Annotated in this window: 18 protein-coding genes; 11 read left to right on the forward strand and 7 right to left on the reverse strand. The window is 39.9% G+C overall.

What is annotated here, in order from left to right; translation table 11 throughout:
- Positions 1 to 26: 26 nt before the first annotated feature.
- From BVH02_RS14295 to rdgB, 3 genes are all read right to left on the reverse strand, one after another.
- Positions 27 to 383 (reverse strand): hypothetical protein, encoded by a 357-nt coding sequence (locus BVH02_RS14295; protein WP_086502139.1) that lies wholly within the window; start codon positions 381 to 383, stop codon positions 27 to 29.
- A 122-nt stretch (positions 384 to 505) separates the two neighbouring features.
- Entirely contained in the window at positions 506 to 1,123 is a 618-nt protein-coding gene (udk, locus tag BVH02_RS14300) for a uridine kinase (RefSeq protein WP_086502140.1), read from the reverse strand.
- Positions 1,124 to 1,160: 37 nt separating this feature from the next.
- Entirely contained in the window at positions 1,161 to 1,736 is a 576-nt protein-coding gene (rdgB, locus tag BVH02_RS14305) for an RdgB/HAM1 family non-canonical purine NTP pyrophosphatase (RefSeq protein ID WP_086502141.1), read from the reverse strand.
- A 287-nt stretch (positions 1,737 to 2,023) separates the two neighbouring features.
- On the opposite strand from rdgB, the gene BVH02_RS14315 reads away from it, so the two are divergent.
- A complete protein-coding gene (locus BVH02_RS14315) occupies positions 2,024 to 2,590 on the forward strand; it encodes an LOG family protein (RefSeq protein ID WP_086502143.1) in 567 nt (188 codons plus the stop codon).
- Between the two features lie 255 nt (positions 2,591 to 2,845).
- The gene (locus BVH02_RS14320) at positions 2,846 to 3,349 is read left to right on the forward strand and encodes a hypothetical protein (protein WP_086502144.1); all 504 of its coding nucleotides are present in this window, start codon (positions 2,846 to 2,848) and stop codon (positions 3,347 to 3,349) included.
- A 23-nt stretch (positions 3,350 to 3,372) separates the two neighbouring features.
- Here BVH02_RS14320 and BVH02_RS14325 read toward each other — a convergent pair whose 3' ends face one another.
- Positions 3,373 to 4,302, reverse strand: a complete 930-nt coding sequence (locus BVH02_RS14325; protein WP_086502145.1) for a hydrogen peroxide-inducible genes activator — start codon at positions 4,300 to 4,302, stop codon at positions 3,373 to 3,375.
- A 101-nt stretch (positions 4,303 to 4,403) separates the two neighbouring features.
- Between BVH02_RS14325 and BVH02_RS14330 the strand changes: the two genes are divergently transcribed.
- Together BVH02_RS14330 and BVH02_RS14335 are read left to right on the forward strand one after the other, a co-directional pair.
- Positions 4,404 to 4,961, forward strand: coding sequence for a peroxiredoxin (locus BVH02_RS14330; RefSeq protein ID WP_086502146.1), 558 nt, complete (start codon positions 4,404 to 4,406; stop codon positions 4,959 to 4,961).
- Positions 4,962 to 5,038: 77 nt separating this feature from the next.
- Positions 5,039 to 5,629: a carboxymuconolactone decarboxylase family protein gene (locus tag BVH02_RS14335; protein ID WP_191278337.1), complete on the forward strand. Its 591-nt coding sequence runs from the start codon at positions 5,039 to 5,041 to the stop codon at positions 5,627 to 5,629.
- A gap of 244 nt (positions 5,630 to 5,873) precedes the next feature.
- Here BVH02_RS14335 and gndA read toward each other — a convergent pair whose 3' ends face one another.
- Entirely contained in the window at positions 5,874 to 7,292 is a 1,419-nt protein-coding gene (gene gndA, locus BVH02_RS14340) for an NADP-dependent phosphogluconate dehydrogenase (protein WP_317045436.1), read from the reverse strand.
- Between the two features lie 192 nt (positions 7,293 to 7,484).
- On the opposite strand from gndA, the gene zwf reads away from it, so the two are divergent.
- The 5 genes from zwf (at position 7,485) to BVH02_RS14365 (ending at position 12,547) form a co-directional block, all read left to right on the forward strand.
- Positions 7,485 to 9,011 carry a glucose-6-phosphate dehydrogenase gene (gene zwf, locus BVH02_RS14345; RefSeq protein WP_086502147.1) on the forward strand — a complete coding sequence of 509 codons (1,527 nt, stop codon included), beginning with the start codon at positions 7,485 to 7,487 and terminating at the stop codon, positions 9,009 to 9,011.
- 248 nt (positions 9,012 to 9,259) lie between these two features.
- Complete coding sequence (gene pgl, locus BVH02_RS14350; RefSeq protein WP_086502148.1) at positions 9,260 to 9,973, forward strand: 6-phosphogluconolactonase; 714 nt, start codon at positions 9,260 to 9,262, stop codon at positions 9,971 to 9,973.
- Positions 9,974 to 10,114: 141 nt separating this feature from the next.
- Positions 10,115 to 11,164 (forward strand): NAD(P)-dependent alcohol dehydrogenase, encoded by a 1,050-nt coding sequence (locus BVH02_RS14355; protein WP_086502149.1) that lies wholly within the window; start codon positions 10,115 to 10,117, stop codon positions 11,162 to 11,164.
- Positions 11,165 to 11,278: 114 nt separating this feature from the next.
- Positions 11,279 to 12,085 carry an alpha/beta hydrolase family protein gene (locus tag BVH02_RS14360; protein WP_111357151.1) on the forward strand — a complete coding sequence of 269 codons (807 nt, stop codon included), beginning with the start codon at positions 11,279 to 11,281 and terminating at the stop codon, positions 12,083 to 12,085.
- 45 nt (positions 12,086 to 12,130) lie between these two features.
- The gene (locus BVH02_RS14365; protein ID WP_086502150.1) at positions 12,131 to 12,547 is read left to right on the forward strand and encodes a DoxX family protein; all 417 of its coding nucleotides are present in this window, start codon (positions 12,131 to 12,133) and stop codon (positions 12,545 to 12,547) included.
- A gap of 20 nt (positions 12,548 to 12,567) precedes the next feature.
- Here BVH02_RS14365 and BVH02_RS14370 read toward each other — a convergent pair whose 3' ends face one another.
- Positions 12,568 to 13,611: a zinc-binding metallopeptidase family protein gene (locus tag BVH02_RS14370; protein WP_086502151.1), complete on the reverse strand. Its 1,044-nt coding sequence runs from the start codon at positions 13,609 to 13,611 to the stop codon at positions 12,568 to 12,570.
- A 429-nt stretch (positions 13,612 to 14,040) separates the two neighbouring features.
- Here BVH02_RS14370 and BVH02_RS14375 point away from each other — a divergent pair, with 429 nt between their 5' ends.
- Entirely contained in the window at positions 14,041 to 14,502 is a 462-nt protein-coding gene (locus BVH02_RS14375; RefSeq protein WP_086502152.1) for an outer membrane insertion C- signal, read from the forward strand.
- Positions 14,503 to 14,542: 40 nt separating this feature from the next.
- Positions 14,543 to 14,998 (forward strand): DUF1905 domain-containing protein, encoded by a 456-nt coding sequence (locus BVH02_RS14380; protein WP_086502153.1) that lies wholly within the window; start codon positions 14,543 to 14,545, stop codon positions 14,996 to 14,998.
- Between the two features lie 2 nt (positions 14,999 to 15,000).
- Here BVH02_RS14380 and BVH02_RS14385 read toward each other — a convergent pair whose 3' ends face one another.
- A complete protein-coding gene (locus BVH02_RS14385; protein ID WP_086502154.1) occupies positions 15,001 to 17,400 on the reverse strand; it encodes a TonB-dependent receptor in 2,400 nt (799 codons plus the stop codon).
- Between the last annotated feature and the right edge of the window lie 4 nt (positions 17,401 to 17,404).

Consider the following 17,404-nt stretch of genomic DNA (forward strand, 5'->3'; position numbering starts at 1 on the left):
CTTAGAAATTCGGAAATGAATTGGGATCAGGGCCCTTTGGTAGATATTATTCGCTCAAAAAGTATTTCTACGAGCTGGTTGGGCTGAACAACAGTAGTTGCTTTAGTGATGAAAGTTGATCCTTCAAAACTTATTATATCATGAATAAGATAAAGAATGCTGTGTGATACATTTACTACAAAGGGCACTACTGCATCTACTGCTACAGTCAAAAAAGTTTGATTCTGATCAGTTGAAGAAGCTTTATCTTGGTTTTCGACTTTAACTACTTCGCTGTTTTCAGGAATATATTCTACGCTGGAAATAAACAAACATAACAGCAATGCCAGCATCACCGTGAGGCGTTGTTGGAACAAGTTGCTATTTCGTTTAGTTGCTTTCATGCGGCGCAAATATAGCCATTTATTTAAAAGGAGTGTTTCTCCTCTCAGATTTTCTAATTTTCGAACTCATAATCAGCATATTTAATTAAAAATCAGCCGAATATCATTGGGAACAATTAATATCAAGCATTCTTTGCTCTCAAATAGGTACGAATGACCTCTAGTGCTTTATCGAAATTGTGATTATTTGGCACAATTAAATCCGCGTCATTCATAAATGGCTTGATGTATTTCTCATAGGTAGGCATCACATGTTGCTCATATCGATAAAGCACATCATCCAAATCATATCCTCGCTCTACTTTGTCTCGGATGATTCTTCGTTTTAGTTTGATATGATCTTTGGCATCAATGAAAATTTTCAGATCAAGCAGACTTGCCAATTCTGGATAATACAATACAAAAATACCTTCGACCACAACCACTGGGGCAGAATTGAAAGTTAACATTTTCGGCTTTTTAGAAGCATTATTGAAGGTATATTCTTCTCGCTGAACTGTCTCTCCCGACTGGATTTTACGGATATCAGCAGCATATTCTTCAAAATCTAAACTTTCTGGCCTGTCGAAATTATGAACCCCATGTTCGTCGATTGGTTGCATTTCTCGTGGCTTGTAATAATTGTCCTGAGAAATCAGACAAACCTCCCCATCATCGAAAGAACTCAGCAGTCGCTCTAAAAAAAGTGTTTTTCCTGATGCAGATCCGCCCGTGATACCGACGATGAATGGTTTTTTCATGGAGCAAAGTTAACCTGAAATTATTTTTTAAACAGAATTATCTATGGCTAAGAAAGGTAATAAGCTCACTCACTGCTTTTCCTCTGTGAGAGATCCGGTTTTTTTCTCCCATGCTCAATTCTGCAAATGACCTAGAATCACCTACTGGACAAAAGACTGGATCATAGCCAAATCCTCCATTCCCAGTTCTGACCTTTAATATTTCACCTTCCGCCACTCCTTCAAATTTGTATTCCTCATCACCTAAAAGGAGCGCAATAACCGTTTTAAACCTACCTGTTCGGATAGAAGAATTCTCCAGATTTTTGAGTAAGAGATTTATATTTCGCTCATCGCTTCTAGGCTCTCCTGCATACCTACCAGAATAAACACCTGGCGCACCTTCCAGTGCATCCACTTCCAATCCAGTATCATCTGCAAAGCAATCCACACCAAAATGTTCCTTCACATATCTGGCTTTCTGAAAAGCATTATGTTCCAATGTGTCACCAGTTTCAGGAAGTTCATTCGAGCAGCCAATATCTTTAAGAGAAACTATTTCAAAGCTATCGCCGAGAGCAGCTTTCACTTCTTCGATTTTCTTGGGGTTATTAGTAGCAAAGCAAATTTTCATAGCTCAAAAATAGCGTTTAATGATCATCAGTACGATACCTTTTGACAAAAATTGAGAGGTATACCAGCAATCATTTATCTTGAATTATTTCAGCCATACCTCATTCTAAAATTTGTCGGTAGTAAACCAAATATTTTCGTTCAAATAAAGCTGAGAGATATACATAGTCTAGCTTCATGAAAAACAAAAAAATATGTTCTCTGCGAAAACCTACTCGAACACTGCGGTTAAAATCTTCATCTAAAAAAGAATCTAGTATTTTCGTACTCCAAATTAGCATCAAACTCATGAAGAAAATTACCATTTATTGCGGTTCCCGAAAAGGAGAGAATAAAGTATATGAAACAGGTGCGCGAGCACTAGCTCAAGAAATGATTAAACGAGACCATTCACTGGTCTATGGAGCAGGAAGAGTTGGATTGATGGGTGTGATTGCTGATGAAATGCTATCAGCTGGAAAAGAAGTGCTGGGAATCATTCCACAGAAACTCGTAGATCGAGAAGTGGCTCACCGTGGTTGTACCGAGCTGATCATAGTAGAAACAATGAGAGATCGCAAATGGCTGATGGCAGAGCGCGGCGACGCATTCATAGCCATGCCTGGAGGAATTGGAACATTTGAAGAACTTTTCGAAATAATGACTCTGAATCAACTTCACTACATACAAAAGCCATTGGCACTCTATAATGTAAATGGCTATTATGATAAACTGATTGATTTTTTGAACCACGCGATGAAGGAGGGATTTATGTATCCTGAGCAAGAAGAATTACTCATTATCTCAGATGATCCTTCAGATTTGCTAGATAAGATTGAAGCCTATGAGGCAAGACGACCTTCGGATTGGGGGTAATGATCGATGTCTGGAGTTAGATGTCCTATGTTCTCAGCACATTGCAATTTTCGCAAAAACTGTAAGATGTAAAAAGTATCAAATAAAATTAAGAGGTGACAAAAACAACAGCGAATCTGCCAACCTTCTATTAATGAATGTCAAATGAAGAATCTCGAATAATGAAATGAGGTCAAAACATCGGGCCACCGACACCCAGCATAAAACATTATTTAACCCTATCCTATAAAAATAATTTCTTAATATTGCGGAGCAATGATTCAGAAACTCTTTCCATTAGACAAAAATTACATCCTTCGTCAGGCACAATCCGTGCTTGAAGAGGAGCTAATTGATCGAATGATTTTTGAATTGAAGCGTTCCTATACTTCCTTGTATAATCCGCTTCAGCTCATGGACACTACATACGAGCAGATTCTTGATTCCTTTGATTTTCCTCGGGAGCATGCTCGCTTAATCTACCGCCAACTTTGTGGTATCTATCGCTTCAAACACGGAGACAATCAACTTGAAATGCTTTTTGATGGGAGAACTCATCTAGAAAAATTTCAAGAAGAATGGGCAGGGGCATTTGTTGAATATGTGGCTCAATTAGGAATATATGGGCAATATGTAAAAACCATGCTAAGGATGACACTACTTTTTGACACCGAGTCTCGAGCAGAATGGGCAGAAAATCACTGCAAAGCATTTATCAATCAACACTTCGATTTAAAAGTGGTGAAAAGACAAGGCGAGCTTCGCCTTAAAGTCGGGTAATTCCCGCTTCTCATCCTATATCACTACTTCCAATTTATCATTTTATACTGTTCTTCCTTTTGAAAGCGCTCTGGAATAGATAGGAGTATTGATTTCCGGATCGCATGGATCAATACATTTTTGGCGAAATTCTTGGTCACCGCCAAACTTATTTCTCGTACTGGCTCTGGTGAATCAAATCTCCGAAGAAACTTGGTTTCCTTTTTTTCCATTACCGCCATTTCAGGCACGAGCGTATAACCTACTCCTTTATCCACCAGCCGAGTAAGAGATTCTATAGAGCCACTTTGAAATTCAAATCCAAAATTATTTTTTGAAAATTTATTATTGCATATCGCTAGTGTCTGCTCACGAAAACAATGTCCTTCATCGAGAACCAAAATTTGGTTGGCATCTAGCATAGCCGGAATAATATGATTCCGTTTTAGGAAAGGGTGATTTTCTGGAAGGTATAAGAGAAACGGTTCGTAAAATAAAGGGATCTCACGGATGCTTTTTTCTTCTAGAGGAGTGGCAAGCAATCCAATGTCCAATGTTCCTCGCTGTAATTCAAGAATAATTTCTGCGGTTTCCATTTCCCTAATTATCAATTTGGTCTTTGGATTTGTCTTCACAAATTCAGGCAAAAATAGCGGTAGTAAATAGGGAGAAATGGTTGGTATCACACCAAGCGTAAATTCTCCTTCCAAAGATTCCTTCTCTGTCAGTACAAATTCCTTCAATTCTGAAACTTCTTTAAGAATCTTTCTGGCCTTTAAAAGGATCAAATTACCCGCCACAGTCGGCTGAAGCGGTTTTGTGTCACGATCAAAAATTTTGACTCCTATCTCTTCTTCCAACTTTTTCACCTGTGTAGTCAAGTTTGGCTGAGAGACATTGCAGCTTTCTGCCGCTGTCACAAAATGCCTGAAATTATCCAAGGCTACAAGGTACTCTAGTTGGGTTAGTGTCATATAACTTAAAGTTATGAATAGATAAGAATTATCAATTTGATTTATGAAAAAATGTGAGGCAACTTTGTATAACAATCTTGAAAACTAAAAATAATAACAATATGAACAATCGCATGTTAGGCTTAGGAGCTGAATTCCCAGCCTTCGAAAAAACCGCAGTAGTATCTAGAGAGAAAGGACAAGAATTCCAGACAATCAGCAACGATATCCACACTGCCGATGGCAAATGGATGGTGATGTTTTGGTGGCCAAAAGATTTCACTTTTGTATGTCCTACTGAGATCGCTGAATTCAACAAGAATGCAGGTGAATTTGCAGACAGAGACACCGTTTTGGTAGGAGCATCTACTGACTCTGAATTTGTTCACTTGGCTTGGAGAAACAACCACGAAGATCTTCGTGACCTTAAATTCCCAATGCTAGCGGATACTTCTAAGTCTCTTGCAGAAGAACTTGGTATCCTCGAAGCAACAGAGAAGATCGCTTACAGAGCTACTTTCATTATCGACCCTCAAGGAATCGTTCGTTGGGTATCTGCTTACGATCTTTCTGTAGGAAGAAATGTTGAAGAAGTATTGAGAGTACTTGATGCCCTTCAGACTGACGAACTTTGCCCATGCAACTGGGAAAAAGGCGAAGAAACATTGAACCTGAACTAATTCAGATCTCAAGTCTAGTTTTAGCAAAGGAGGTCTGAGGATCTCCTTTGTTTGTTTCAACCCTAAAATCTAACATCATGGAAGTATTAAATATGAATCAATCAGTAGCCGAACTTTTGGAAGTAGTGGGCCTGAATGAAGAATTTACCAATGAATCTTTGAGAAATCTGGGCGATGCTGATTCCAGGTATGTGAAAGATTTGAAACTCAATTTCAAGACTATCCTCAAAGGTGATAAGCTAAACCAAAAGGAAGTTGCTTTGATGGGATTGGCACTTGCAGCTAACGCGGCAAACAATCCACTTCAGCGTTTTTTTAGAAAATTAGCAGAAGAAAACGAAGCTACTATTTCCGAGATCGGTGAAGCGGTGGCATGTGCTTCTTTGCTAAGCAGCAATAATGTGTTGTACAGATTCCGCCACTTCGTGGAAAAGGAAAAGTATGCACAAATCCCTGCCAGACTTCGCATGAACATCATGATGACTCCTGTATTAGGTAAAGAGTTTTTCGAATTGATCTCTACGGCAGTTTCTGCAGTGAACGGCTGCCAGATGTGCGTAGCTTCTCACGAGAATCACCTGATCGAATTGGGAACTACTGAAGAAAGAATCTTCGAATCCATCCGTATGGCATCTGTCATCACGAGCATGGTAAAAGTGATCTATTAAGAATTATAGTCCGGTATATAAGTGCAAAAACCTCCTGAGTGATCGGGAGGTTTTTTGTTGCTTTAACCACAGAGTGCACAAAGGTTTCGCGGAGAACGCAAGGAACAATTTTATTGCTGTTGTCCTGCTTCTCCGGAAGCAGGATTGGCAAACTATGGTAACATAAAAGCTCGTTGGAGAATCCGACGAGCTTTTGAATACTGCGATTGCGACTTAAAACTGATCACTGAACTCTGAAAACTGCCTACTTTTTCCCCCATTCAGTATGGAAGATTCCGTCACGATCAGTTCGCTCATACGTATGCGAACCAAAGTGGTCACGCTGAGCTTGGATTAGATTAAGTGGTAGTTTAGTCGAAGTATAAGCATCAAAATAACTCAAAGCGCTAGAAAGTCCTGGAACAGGAATTCCATTTTTTGCTGCGAAAGCAACTACTTCACGAACTGCTGGTAAAGTATCTTGCACTTTTGGAACAAAAGAAGGCGAAAGCAACAAATTTGGTATAGAATTATCTGCGGTATAGGCTTCCGCAATATCAGCCAATAATCCAGCTCGGATAATACATCCCGCTCTCCAGATTTTAGCAATCGTGGACATATCCAGGTCGTAACCGTATTCCTTGGAAGCGAAGGAAAGCTGATGCAAACCTTGAGAGTAAGCGATTATGAAAGAGAAATATAATGCTTGCTCTGCTTGAGCAATCAACTCTTCTTTGGCGATATGAGCCACTTCAGGTCGAGAATACAATTCGTCCGCTTGAACTCGTTCATCTTTCAAAGCAGAAATCTCACGCATACTCACCGCCATATCAATGGTAGGAACAGGAATTCCGAGATCCATCGCATTCTGAGAAGTCCATTTACCAGTTCCTTTTTGCTTGGCCTTGTCCATGATCATATCAACCAGATCGGCGTCAGATAATTCATCTTTCTGTGTAAAAATCTCAGCCGTGATCTCAACCAAGAATGATTGCAAACGTCCTTTATTCCAAGTTTCGTAAACCTGATGAAGCTCTTTATTCGTCAGGTCACAGGATTTTTTCAGTAAATCATAAATCTCTGATGTTAACTGCATCATGGCGTACTCTATGCCATTGTGGACCATCTTCACATAGTTTCCCGCTGATTTGGGACCCAAATATGCAACGCATGGCTCACCTTTGTATTTTGCAGAAACCGCTTCAAAAATTGGCTTCACATGAGCATAAGCTTCTTTGTCCCCGCCTGGCATGATACTAGGGCCTTTTCTCGCACCTTCTGCTCCACCTGAAACTCCAGAACCAAAGAAGTGAATTCCCTTTTCTTTCAAATAGGCTTCTCTTCTATCTGTGTCAGTAAAAAATGAATTTCCTCCATCGATGATGATATCACCTTTGTCCAGAAGTGGCAGTATATTTTCTATCGCATGATCTACTATTTTTCCAGCAGGTACGAGAAGCATAATTTTCCGAGGAGTCTTTAGTGCATGTATAAACTCTTCAACATTTGTTGTTGCCTTTACATTTTCCTTGTCTACAGCTTCCACCTCCAACGCCTTTACTTGAGCTTCACTAAGATCATAGCCATAAGCACTAAAATTATTGTCCGCGACATTCAAAATAAAATTTCGCCCCATTACTCCAAGGCCAACTAATCCAAAATCATACTTACTGTGCTCCATCATTTCTATATCTTAATTTTCAAATTTCCTTCTTAGCCCTATCTGCTACAAGGTTAGAATTAAATATGGGTTATTTTTGCATCTCTTCCTTCCAAAATTAATGGATTGAAGGTTGGCTTTATAGCAAGATTGATAAATTTGTGCATACCCAAAGCCGGGATTTGATATAAAAAACATAAAAATACACCCATACTGATGAAAAAAACACAAAACCAGATGCTAATAATTTTTGGTGCGTCAGGTGATTTGACTGCTAGAAAACTGATTCCGGCAATTTATAACTTGCACAAAGACAAGCATCTTCCCGAAAATTTCGTGGTTTTGGGTGCTAGCCGGTCCGCGATGACGGATCAGGAATTCCGCCAGAAGGTAGTTCAGGAAAGTGAATTTTTGAAGGATAGAATTAGCAAAGATGGCAAAGACTTTATTGCTGATTTTGCTGACAAGATATTTTATGAGGACTTAGGCGATAATTACGATAGCAGCTACAAAGCTTTGGCTAAGAGAATTGGTAAGCTGAATAAAGAAAAAGAATGTGAAGAGAATTACATCTTCTATTTGTCAACACCACCAAGCTTGTATGAAGTAATCGCCAAAAATCTTTGCGAAGCAGGACTTACTAAAGAAGAAACTGGCTGGAAGAGAATCATAGTGGAGAAGCCTTTTGGCTACAGCCTAGAAACTGCAAAAGAACTTAATGAGGGCTTACACAAATATTTCAATGAACCTCAAGTTTATAGAATAGATCATTATTTGGGCAAAGAGACCGTTCAAAACTTACTTGTAACACGTTTTTCAAATTCGATTTTCGAACCTACCTGGAATAGACGATACATTCATCATGTGGAAATCACCAATGCTGAAACGGTAGGTGTCGAGAAGCGCGGTGGATATTATGACAAGTCTGGTGCGCTTCGTGACATGTTCCAAAGTCATTTGCTTCAGGTACTTTCTTTGATCGTCATGGAGCCTCCCATTAATGCTAGCGCGGAAGAAATCCGTGATGAAAAGGTGAAAGCGTTGAAGTCACTCCGCCTCATGACTGATCCGCAAGTATTAGCTACGCACACGATGAAAGGTCAATACGTAGCCTCCACCATAGATGGAAAAAAAGTAAAAGGTTATCGTGAAGAAGAAGGAGTAGATCCGAACTCTAAGACAGAAACCTTCGCCGCAGTCAAGTTTTTTGTTGACAACTGGCGTTGGAAAGATGTGCCGTTCTACGTCCGCACAGCCAAATGTATGCCTACCAAGGTCACAGAAGTGGTAATTCATTTTAAGTCTCCGGCCCATGAGGTGTTCAAAAGTCAAGATGTGTATAAGAAGGACAATAAACTCATCATCCGCATTCAACCTGATGAGGGAATCCTGATTAAATTTGGTGTAAAAGTACCTGGCTTAGGATTCCATGTGGAGCAGGCAAATCTGGAATTTTACTATTCAGATCTTGACTCAGCGGAGATCATGGATGCTTACGAACGATTGCTACTCGATGCAATGCAAGGGGATGCGACACTTTATGCACGTGCCGATGAAGTAGAAGCTGCATGGAGGTTTGTGGATCCAATTTTGAAATACTGGGAAAATGAGGAGGTCCCAACTTTCGGCTATCCCGCAGGAACTTGGGGACCGAGAAATTCCGATGATTTGTTTGAGGGTCATTTCGGGTGGAGAAATCCAGGAGATCTTCTGACTGACGAAACTGGTTTCTGTATCCTATAAGATTAAAACCGCAAAGGACACAGAGGATTACGCAGAGAACGCAGCGTATAATTAGCCTTTCGCCAAAAAGAGCTGAAAGTTCTCGATAACATAGCCCAGCCTGAATGGTTGGGTAAAATGATAAATTAACTATCTCAAAGCTCTGAAGCCTGCCTTGCCGCTAGGCAGGGAGCGAAATAGTAATTCAAACCATTATGATAAAGTCCCAAATCATGCATATTTAGGGATTTCATAAATCTACTAGACTAATGACACTTAATATTTACGACACCAAAGAGCAAGTTGCTAAGGAATTTTCTGAATACTTTAGAGACTTGGCAAAGGGGGATCAACCTATCCACATCGCTCTATCTGGAGGAAGCACACCAAAAGTTATATTCGATTATTTGGCGGTTAATTTTGGAACAACAATCGACTGGACGAAAATCAATTTCTACTGGGGCGATGAGCGCTGTGTAGCTCCTTCAGATACTGAAAGCAATTATAAAATGACGGTAGATCATCTACTGTCTAAAATCGAGATCCCTGCGACTAATATTCATCGAGTTTTGGGAGAAAATGATGCAGAAGGAGAAGCCGATCGCTACAGTCAAGTTTTGGACAAAGAGCTTCCAAAATTGAATGATATTCCTCAGTTTGATCTAGTCATGCTTGGAATGGGCGATGATGGGCATACGGTTTCTATTTTCCCTGATTCTATTGGATTATGGGATGCTAAAGAAAATTGTGTGGTAGCTACACATCCAGACTCTGGCCAAAAGCGGGTGACCATCACTGGTAAAATCGTCAATAATGCCAAAGCTGTTGCATTCCTTGTAACGGGAGCTGGAAAGGCTGAAAAAGTACAGGAAATTCTAAAAAAGGAAAAAGATTTTGCGAGCTACCCTGCTCACTTGGTGCAACCATCAAATGGAGAGTTGATTTGGTTTTTGGATAAAGATGCTGCGAAAGGAATAAGTTAAAAACTTTAAATATTTCTAAAATCTAGCCTGCGAAGAAAAATCGCAGGCTTTTTTTGCTCTAATAACTTAGGCGCCAGAAAAACAAAACTAAAACGGCGACCGACATGTTGTGCCATCATACTTTATAAACCATTAATTGTCATGACACAAGTAAAAGCATACGCAGCACAACAAGCTGATCAACCATTAGCACTTTTTGACTTAGATAGAAGAACACCAGGTGAAAGTGATGTAGAAATCGAAATTTTGTTTTGTGGCGTCTGCCACTCAGACATTCACACCGCCAGAAATGAATGGGGCGGCACGAAGTACCCAGTAGTGCCAGGCCATGAAATCGTAGGCAAAGTCTCTGCTATAGGCACAGGTGTCACTAAGTATAAAGTGGGAGACACAGTTGGTGTGGGTTGTTTTGTAGATTCCTGCGGTCACTGCAATAACTGCGAAAAGGATCTAGAGCAATATTGCGAAAATGGAAATTCTCAAACCTACAATTCTTTACTTCAGGATAAGAAAACAATCACTTACGGCGGCTATTCGACTCATATCGTAGTGACAGAGAAGTTCGTGTTGAGCGTTTCGGACAAATTGCCTTTGGAAGCAGTCGCTCCTTTACTTTGCGCTGGAATCACCACTTATTCACCATTGAAACATTGGAATGTCAAGGAAGGTGATAAGGTTGCTGTAGTTGGATTAGGTGGCTTAGGTCACATGGCGGTAAAAATCGCCGCAGCAATGGGCGCAGAGGTAACTATGCTAAGTAGATCACCTGAGAAAGAGAAAGATGCTGATGCACTTGGAGCACATCATTTTGAATTGACCACTGTTGCTGAGAATATGAAGAAAATGTCAGGCAGATTTGATATCATCATTGATACTGTATCTGCTCAGCATGATTACAATGAATATTTGAAACTGCTAAAAACTGATGGCACCATGGTCCTTCTAGGTGTGCCACCACAGATGGAGCAGATTCACGCAGGCTCCTTAATTTTTGGAAGAAAAAGCCTTGTTGGATCACTAGTAGGTGGTATCAAAGAAACTCAGGAAATGCTGGACTTCTGTGCTGAGCATAACATAGTCTCTGATGTAGAAGTTATCTCCATTGACAAGGTAAATGAAGCTTACGAGCGTACCATTGCAGGTGATGTACACTACCGATTTGTGATTGATATGGCCTCTTTGAAAAATTAATACTATTTCCAACCATTCAATAAAGCGACTGAGATTAAATTCTCAGTCGCTTTATTTTTAGTTCCGACGGATTTTAAAATCTTATCTTTTGATTCAAATGTATTTATGTAAAAGATGAAACTTCACAACACCCTATTTTTCAGCCTACTTGCTTTTTTGATTAGTACAAGCTCTTTTGGTCAAGACCCAATTTTCAGTGAGTACAAATCAGAGCAGTTTACATTTGAAGGTCATGACGCTAATGTAGTTTTTCCATCAACACCTAATGATGAGAAACTTTGGATATGGCGAGCTAGATTTTGGGGGCATGAGCCGCAGCTAGACAAAGCCTTGTTAGATAAGGGTTTTCACGTAGTATATGTGGATGTAGCTGATCTGTATGGGAATGAGGAGGCTGTAGAGATTTGGAATGGTTTCTACAAACTATGTCGCAAGAAATATGGGCTAAACAAAAAAGTGGTGCTCGAAGGAATGAGCCGTGGAGGGCTGATCATATATAACTGGGCTGCTAAAAATACCGAAAAGGTATTTAGCATTTATGCGGATGCCCCCGTTTGCGATATCAAAAGTTGGCCGGGAGGTATGTATGCAGGTGCTGGAAGCCCTTCCGATTGGAAGAAATGTCTTGAAGCCTACGGATTAGATTCTGCTTCCGTAATAGATTTCAAAGGCATTCCGATATACAACAGCATTAAAGTTGCGAAGGCTGGAATTCCCGTAATCCATGTCTATGGTGATTCCGACGAAGTAGTTCCCTTCGAGGAAAATACGGCTTTGCTGGCGGAACAATTCCGTAAAGCCGGGGGAACAATTACCTTAATCCCAAAAGAAGGCATAGGTCATCATCCACATTCTTTAAAAGACCCTACACCGCTTGTAGAGTTTATTATGGAGAGTATTCGGAAATCATCTCACCAGTAAAGAATATCTTTTTTCTACATATAAACACCGCATATTTACAACTCCATGCAAAACCCAAGAACCTCCAACATACAAACGGTTTTGAGAATAATATTAGGGGCTTTTATGATCTTTGCGGCGGTTGGGCATTTGACTTACCAACGCCAGGAGTTTCAGGCCCAAGTGCCAGATTGGCTGCCTCTGGGCAAAGATTTGGTGGTAATTCTTTCTGGAATAGTTGAGTTTACCCTAGGTTTTGGGATGGTTTTCTTGTCAAAGCATAAAGTGAAATTTGGGATCGCTCTCGCAATTTTTTTCGTGCTTATCTTCCCAGGAAATGTTGCCCAATATGTGAATGGCACGAATGCTTTTGGATTAGACACAGATCAGAGTCGCTTGATCAGATTGTTTTTTCAGCCTCTACTGATAGTATGGGCGCTTTGGTCCACAGGAGCTTATAAAGTACTTTTCTCTAAAAATTAACGAATTAGATTAAGGCTTTCTCACAGGTTAAATATCAGTCGGTGAATAAACTTCATCTTGTCCACCACAGCAGGACTCACTACAAAAGGGTATGCATCCGGAATTCCCATTGAGCGATTGAGACTATTAATAGCAAAAGAAATTGGCGCCCAAGAATTGTAAATTGTGTTGAAATCGCTGATGGTGTACGGATCAAAATCCACAGATCCAGCCATGTTGTCCCCATTTAGAATTGGCTGAACGGAAATTCCAAAATAATAGGCTGTCTCGGTCATATCCATGATGTGCAGGTAATGCGCCCAAGTTTCGGCCCAGTCTTCCCAAGGATGAGAAGTTGCATATTGACTAATAAATGCGTCTTGCCAATTTGCTGGCGCACCATTCTGATAATACGTTTTTAAAGAGGCGCCATACTCGACTTGTTCATCTCCAAAAAGTACTCGAAAATCAGAGAGAACTCCTTGATTTGTAGCCACCAATCTATCCCAAAAATAATGACCTACCTCATGGCGGAAATGGCCAATCAACGTACGATATGGCTCTGAAAGTTGCTTTCTCATCTGCTCCCGGTGTACCGAGTCTGCCTCAGAAAGCAAAATGGTAATCACTCCATGAGCATGTCCAGTCATGATTTTTGTATTTCCTTGTTTGGAAATAAAATCAAAGCAAAGACCGATTTCAGGATTAGTTTCCTGTGGAGGAATAGCCAATCCAAGTGCGAGCAATTGATAGACCAGACGGTGTTTTGCGACTTCTAACTTTTGCCACTTCTGGAAGTTTTCGTCATCGGATAAATCCGGAATAGTACGATTTAGCTCACAAGCTGGGCAAAACTCGCTCTCATTCTCAGCAGGCAGGAGCCAATTACAAACACCAAATTCTTTATTTAAACAATAGTTAAATTCTTGCCCGTTCCGATCAGAAATCAGAGAATAAGTATTGGGTTCAAAAGTCAACATCGTGGCAGTTGTATTCGAATAACCTGTGAGATGTCCACACTTTTCACACCTTAGGTTTTCAAAAAACAGCGTGTGAGAGCAATTTCCGCATTCAAAAATTTTCATAATATGTGGGCTTAATGGAGTAAGATAGGAAGAAGTTTCACTCCTCTACTTCTAGCGTCCATAAAGACACGCTAGTCCTAATAAATTTCTTACAAATTAAGAGCCAGTGATCGTTAAGAAATACCAAATCCAATGAAATGGATCCTAGAGCTTGAACACTAAAAAATTTTAGAAGAAAATATTAGTTCGGGCTAAAAAAATAAATTTAAAGTAAAAATTCTTGCGTAATATTTATAACTAATAAACTATTTACAACCTCATTAAGTACAGAAATTTGCCAAACCTGAGTGACCATTTAACTAAGTGTTATCCTCTTTAGCTTGTTTATTTTATCCTAATTACAAATAATTGTCTCCAAATGAATATTATCAGAAAAAGGTCAATATTTGCATAGCAAAGATTTCCAATTATAATTTAACCCCTATTTATATGAAGTATTTAAAGATTCTGTCCCTTGTGTTATTTTTCGGTTTAGCTTCTTCTCTTGAGAGCAATGCCCAAGAAGTCGGTATCAGATTTGGCAATTTCTATGGAAATAATGTGGCTATCGATGGCGTATTTGAACTTGGCCAATTTAGCAGAATCCACGCAGACGTAAGTTTTGGAAGTCATGGAGTAGGAATTGATGCACTTTGGGATTTTATCTATCGTCCTATCAGTAACAGTGATTTCGACTATTATATCGGTGTGGGTCCTTCATTATACCTAGGCGATCCCTTTGTTCTAGGTGCTGCTGGTGAAATCGGTATTGAATACGCATTTCCTGATGTTCCCATTGCAATTGGTTTTGATTGGAGACCAACTTTAGTAATCATTGAAAACACACGATTCAATGCTGATCAGTTTGGATTGAACATCCGATATGTTTTTGGAAGAGTTACTGGTAATTAATTTTAAAATATAGAGCAGGCTATAAACCTGCTCTTTTTTCATGCAACTGATCGTAGAAGGAACATTTATTCTTGAAAGATTTCCTGGTAAGGGAGGTTGGACATTTATTAAACTTTCCGGAGACCTTATCACCACAGGTAAAGCTTTTGGAATGATGGAGATCTCTGGCTCCATTGATGAATACACTTTTGAGGACAAACACCTGATGCCTATGGGAAATGGGTATGTTTTTTTGCCTGTGGCCAAACCGATCAGAAAAGCCATTGGCAAAGAAGAGGGAGATAAGGTAAAGATTAGATTTTTCAGAAAAGAAGTCCCCAACAAGCTTCCTCAAGAACTAATCGATTGTCTCAACGATGATCCAGGCAAGTTGGAGCTATTTAAAAAGTTAACCAAAATTGAGCAGCAGCGTTGGATCGAGCATATTTACAGTACCGAGGATATAGACTGCAGATCTATTAGGATCATCAAATTGCTAGATTCGCTCAGAAGCTAGCCTCAAAACTCTACGATTATTCCGACAGTTGGAAGTATTGTACCAGCAGGATTGTCTAAATATCTCAGCAGGTATCGACTTGGATCTGATGGATCCACCAAAATATTTCCTTCCAGATCTCTTACAGGAATGAGTGAAGGTGGCTGTTGTGCCTTGAAATTATAGGCATTTTGGATATCCACATACCAGTTCAAATTCCACTTATTGAAATAATACTTTTTGTCCAATCTCAGATCCAGCTGATGGAAACTGTTCAAGCGAATCGCGTTAATCTGATCGAAATCCAAGATAGGCTGATTACGCAAGTCCCAGTTCGAGATTAAACTAGATTCATCGTAATCGTAGGGTGTGTACGGCGTCCCTCCAACATACCTCCATCTTGCTCCCAATTCCCAATTATTTCCAAATCGCTTCCCTGCTGTAAGGCTCATAATAACTCGATTGTCCCACGAGCTAGCAATATATCCAGTGGTATTAGGATTAGTAAATTCACTTCTGACCAATGTAAAAGAAGCAATTCCGTAGAAATTATTAAACAATCGTTGCTGTGCCAAGAACTCCAAGCCATATGCTCTACCCTTGGAGTTTGATTCTACAGGTTCATTTCCAATTACGCCGAAGTCTGCTCCCAAATTGGCTAAGGAGATGCCGTTTCTAATAGAGGAAGGGTAGTTGCTGTAATGCTTATAGAAAGCTTCGACTGTAAATCTTCGGTTTTTCTCTGGAGACTGGAGCTCGATCCCTGCGATCAGTTGATCGTTACGAATGAATCTCACATCGTTAGCTTGATTGATTAACTCACCCATTTCACGGTAGCCCAAGACCGTATAGGCAGGCTTCTGATAGTAGATTCCTGCGTTTGCAGTCAAATATAAATTAGACTTCAATTGATAAGAAGCAGAAACTCTTGGACTGATCTGGTTGAATGGATTTTGAGCAGACTTACCAAAGTCTGACCCATCCATTCTAATCCCTCCTGTTACTAAAAGCCGCTCCCCGATAAAGTATTTACTCCCCGATACAAATGCGCCGTAAGAATTGAAAAAAGAAGTGGATTTCTCCACCACAGTTTCCCCTTCAGTTGCAAGAATAGACCTATCAAAGTTCCTGATGTAATAGCGTGAGTATTCGTAATTTCCTCCATATTTCACAGTATATCCATTTCCAAAAATGCTATTTTCAGCACGAAATTTATTCTCAGATTCCTGAGATGTATAGTTAAACAGCAAATTTTGCTCAGAGCTTTCATCATTTCCTGCATACTTCACAGATCGATTGTTAAGCATATTTCTACTCAGAACGAAGGTCCAGAATCCATTTTCCCTGAAACGCTTCAACCTAAGACCAGTAGTATAATTCCATTGATTCTGCACAGGTAGTACGCCCAACAGATATAACCTATCATCCCGCTCCTCTTCAGTCTCATCATCAGGCACGTCTTCGTTCAGCACAAACTTATCTATCGCACCAACACCTATGAAAGTAAGCTCGGTTTTGTCATTGATTTTCGTAGTCGTCTTCAGCTGAAAGTCGTTGAAAGTGGGCAAAAATGGCAAACCAATTAACTTGAAAAGCCCCTGCAAATACGAACGTCGGGCAGAGAGGAGATAAGTAGTTTTCCCGCCAATCGGCCCTTCATTCGAAATCGTCAATTCCGATGCACCCACAGTCAATTGGGTAGCCATTTTATCTCTTCTCCCCTCTTTTAGTTGAATCTCAAAAAATGAACTTAGTGCATTCATCCGATTAGCTGCAAATCCACCAGCTACCAAATCCATACTCTTAATCAGATTCACATTTAATATCCCCACTGGTCCTCCTGAGGAACCTTGTGTAGCGAAGTGATTGATTACTGGTACTTCGATCTCATCGATATAAAATTTATTTTCATTAGGCGCACCACCACGGATCAAAATATCATTCCTAAAACTTGGCGTGCTCGCAACTCCCGGCAAGGCTTGGATCACACGTGAGATATCCCGATTCCCGCCTGGATATCGTTCTATTTCACTTGCATTAAGCTTTTTTACCGAAAGGGGTGTCTCCTCTGATCTGGAAAATTCCGAACTTACAACCACTTCAGAAAGCTCTGAAGCATCTTCTTCCAGTTCAAAATCCAATTGCACTGGTCGAGCTAAAGTCACTCGAACTTCGAAAACTGTTTTAGATTTAAAGCCTACAAAACTTGCCCGAAGATTATACAATCCTGTCGGAACATTAGTGATTTCATAGATACCATTTTCATTGGAAATAGCTCCTAATTCAGTCCCAATTACAAGAACATTGGCAAAAGCTACAGGTTGATTATTGATGGGATTTGTGATTTTCCCTCTTACAATTCCTTGAGAAAATGCGGTAAAGGAACTGCATACAAGTGCTAAAAGCAGAATAACTGATTTCATTAAA

Source organism: Algoriphagus ratkowskyi (assembly GCF_002150505.1).
In the GTDB taxonomy this organism is placed as follows: Bacteria; Bacteroidota; Bacteroidia; order Cytophagales; family Cyclobacteriaceae; genus Algoriphagus; species Algoriphagus ratkowskyi.

Coding starts and splice junctions, on each gene's coding strand:
- BVH02_RS14295 (WP_086502139.1), bottom strand. CDS start 383: ATGAAAGCAACTAAACGAAATAGCAACTTGTTCCAACAACGCCTCACG.
- udk (WP_086502140.1), bottom strand. CDS start 1,123: ATGAAAAAACCATTCATCGTCGGTATCACGGGCGGATCTGCATCAGGA.
- rdgB (WP_086502141.1), bottom strand. CDS start 1,736: ATGAAAATTTGCTTTGCTACTAATAACCCCAAGAAAATCGAAGAAGTG.
- BVH02_RS14315 (WP_086502143.1), top strand. CDS start 2,024: ATGAAGAAAATTACCATTTATTGCGGTTCCCGAAAAGGAGAGAATAAA.
- BVH02_RS14320 (WP_086502144.1), top strand. CDS start 2,846: ATGATTCAGAAACTCTTTCCATTAGACAAAAATTACATCCTTCGTCAG.
- BVH02_RS14325 (WP_086502145.1), bottom strand. CDS start 4,302: ATGACACTAACCCAACTAGAGTACCTTGTAGCCTTGGATAATTTCAGG.
- BVH02_RS14330 (WP_086502146.1), top strand. CDS start 4,404: ATGAACAATCGCATGTTAGGCTTAGGAGCTGAATTCCCAGCCTTCGAA.
- BVH02_RS14335 (WP_191278337.1), top strand. CDS start 5,039: ATGGAAGTATTAAATATGAATCAATCAGTAGCCGAACTTTTGGAAGTA.
- gndA (WP_317045436.1), bottom strand. CDS start 7,292: ATGATGGAGCACAGTAAGTATGATTTTGGATTAGTTGGCCTTGGAGTA.
- zwf (WP_086502147.1), top strand. CDS start 7,485: ATGAAAAAAACACAAAACCAGATGCTAATAATTTTTGGTGCGTCAGGT.
- pgl (WP_086502148.1), top strand. CDS start 9,260: ATGACACTTAATATTTACGACACCAAAGAGCAAGTTGCTAAGGAATTT.
- BVH02_RS14355 (WP_086502149.1), top strand. CDS start 10,115: ATGACACAAGTAAAAGCATACGCAGCACAACAAGCTGATCAACCATTA.
- BVH02_RS14360 (WP_111357151.1), top strand. CDS start 11,279: ATGAAACTTCACAACACCCTATTTTTCAGCCTACTTGCTTTTTTGATT.
- BVH02_RS14365 (WP_086502150.1), top strand. CDS start 12,131: ATGCAAAACCCAAGAACCTCCAACATACAAACGGTTTTGAGAATAATA.
- BVH02_RS14370 (WP_086502151.1), bottom strand. CDS start 13,611: ATGAAAATTTTTGAATGCGGAAATTGCTCTCACACGCTGTTTTTTGAA.
- BVH02_RS14375 (WP_086502152.1), top strand. CDS start 14,041: ATGAAGTATTTAAAGATTCTGTCCCTTGTGTTATTTTTCGGTTTAGCT.
- BVH02_RS14380 (WP_086502153.1), top strand. CDS start 14,543: ATGCAACTGATCGTAGAAGGAACATTTATTCTTGAAAGATTTCCTGGT.
- BVH02_RS14385 (WP_086502154.1), bottom strand. CDS start 17,400: ATGAAATCAGTTATTCTGCTTTTAGCACTTGTATGCAGTTCCTTTACC.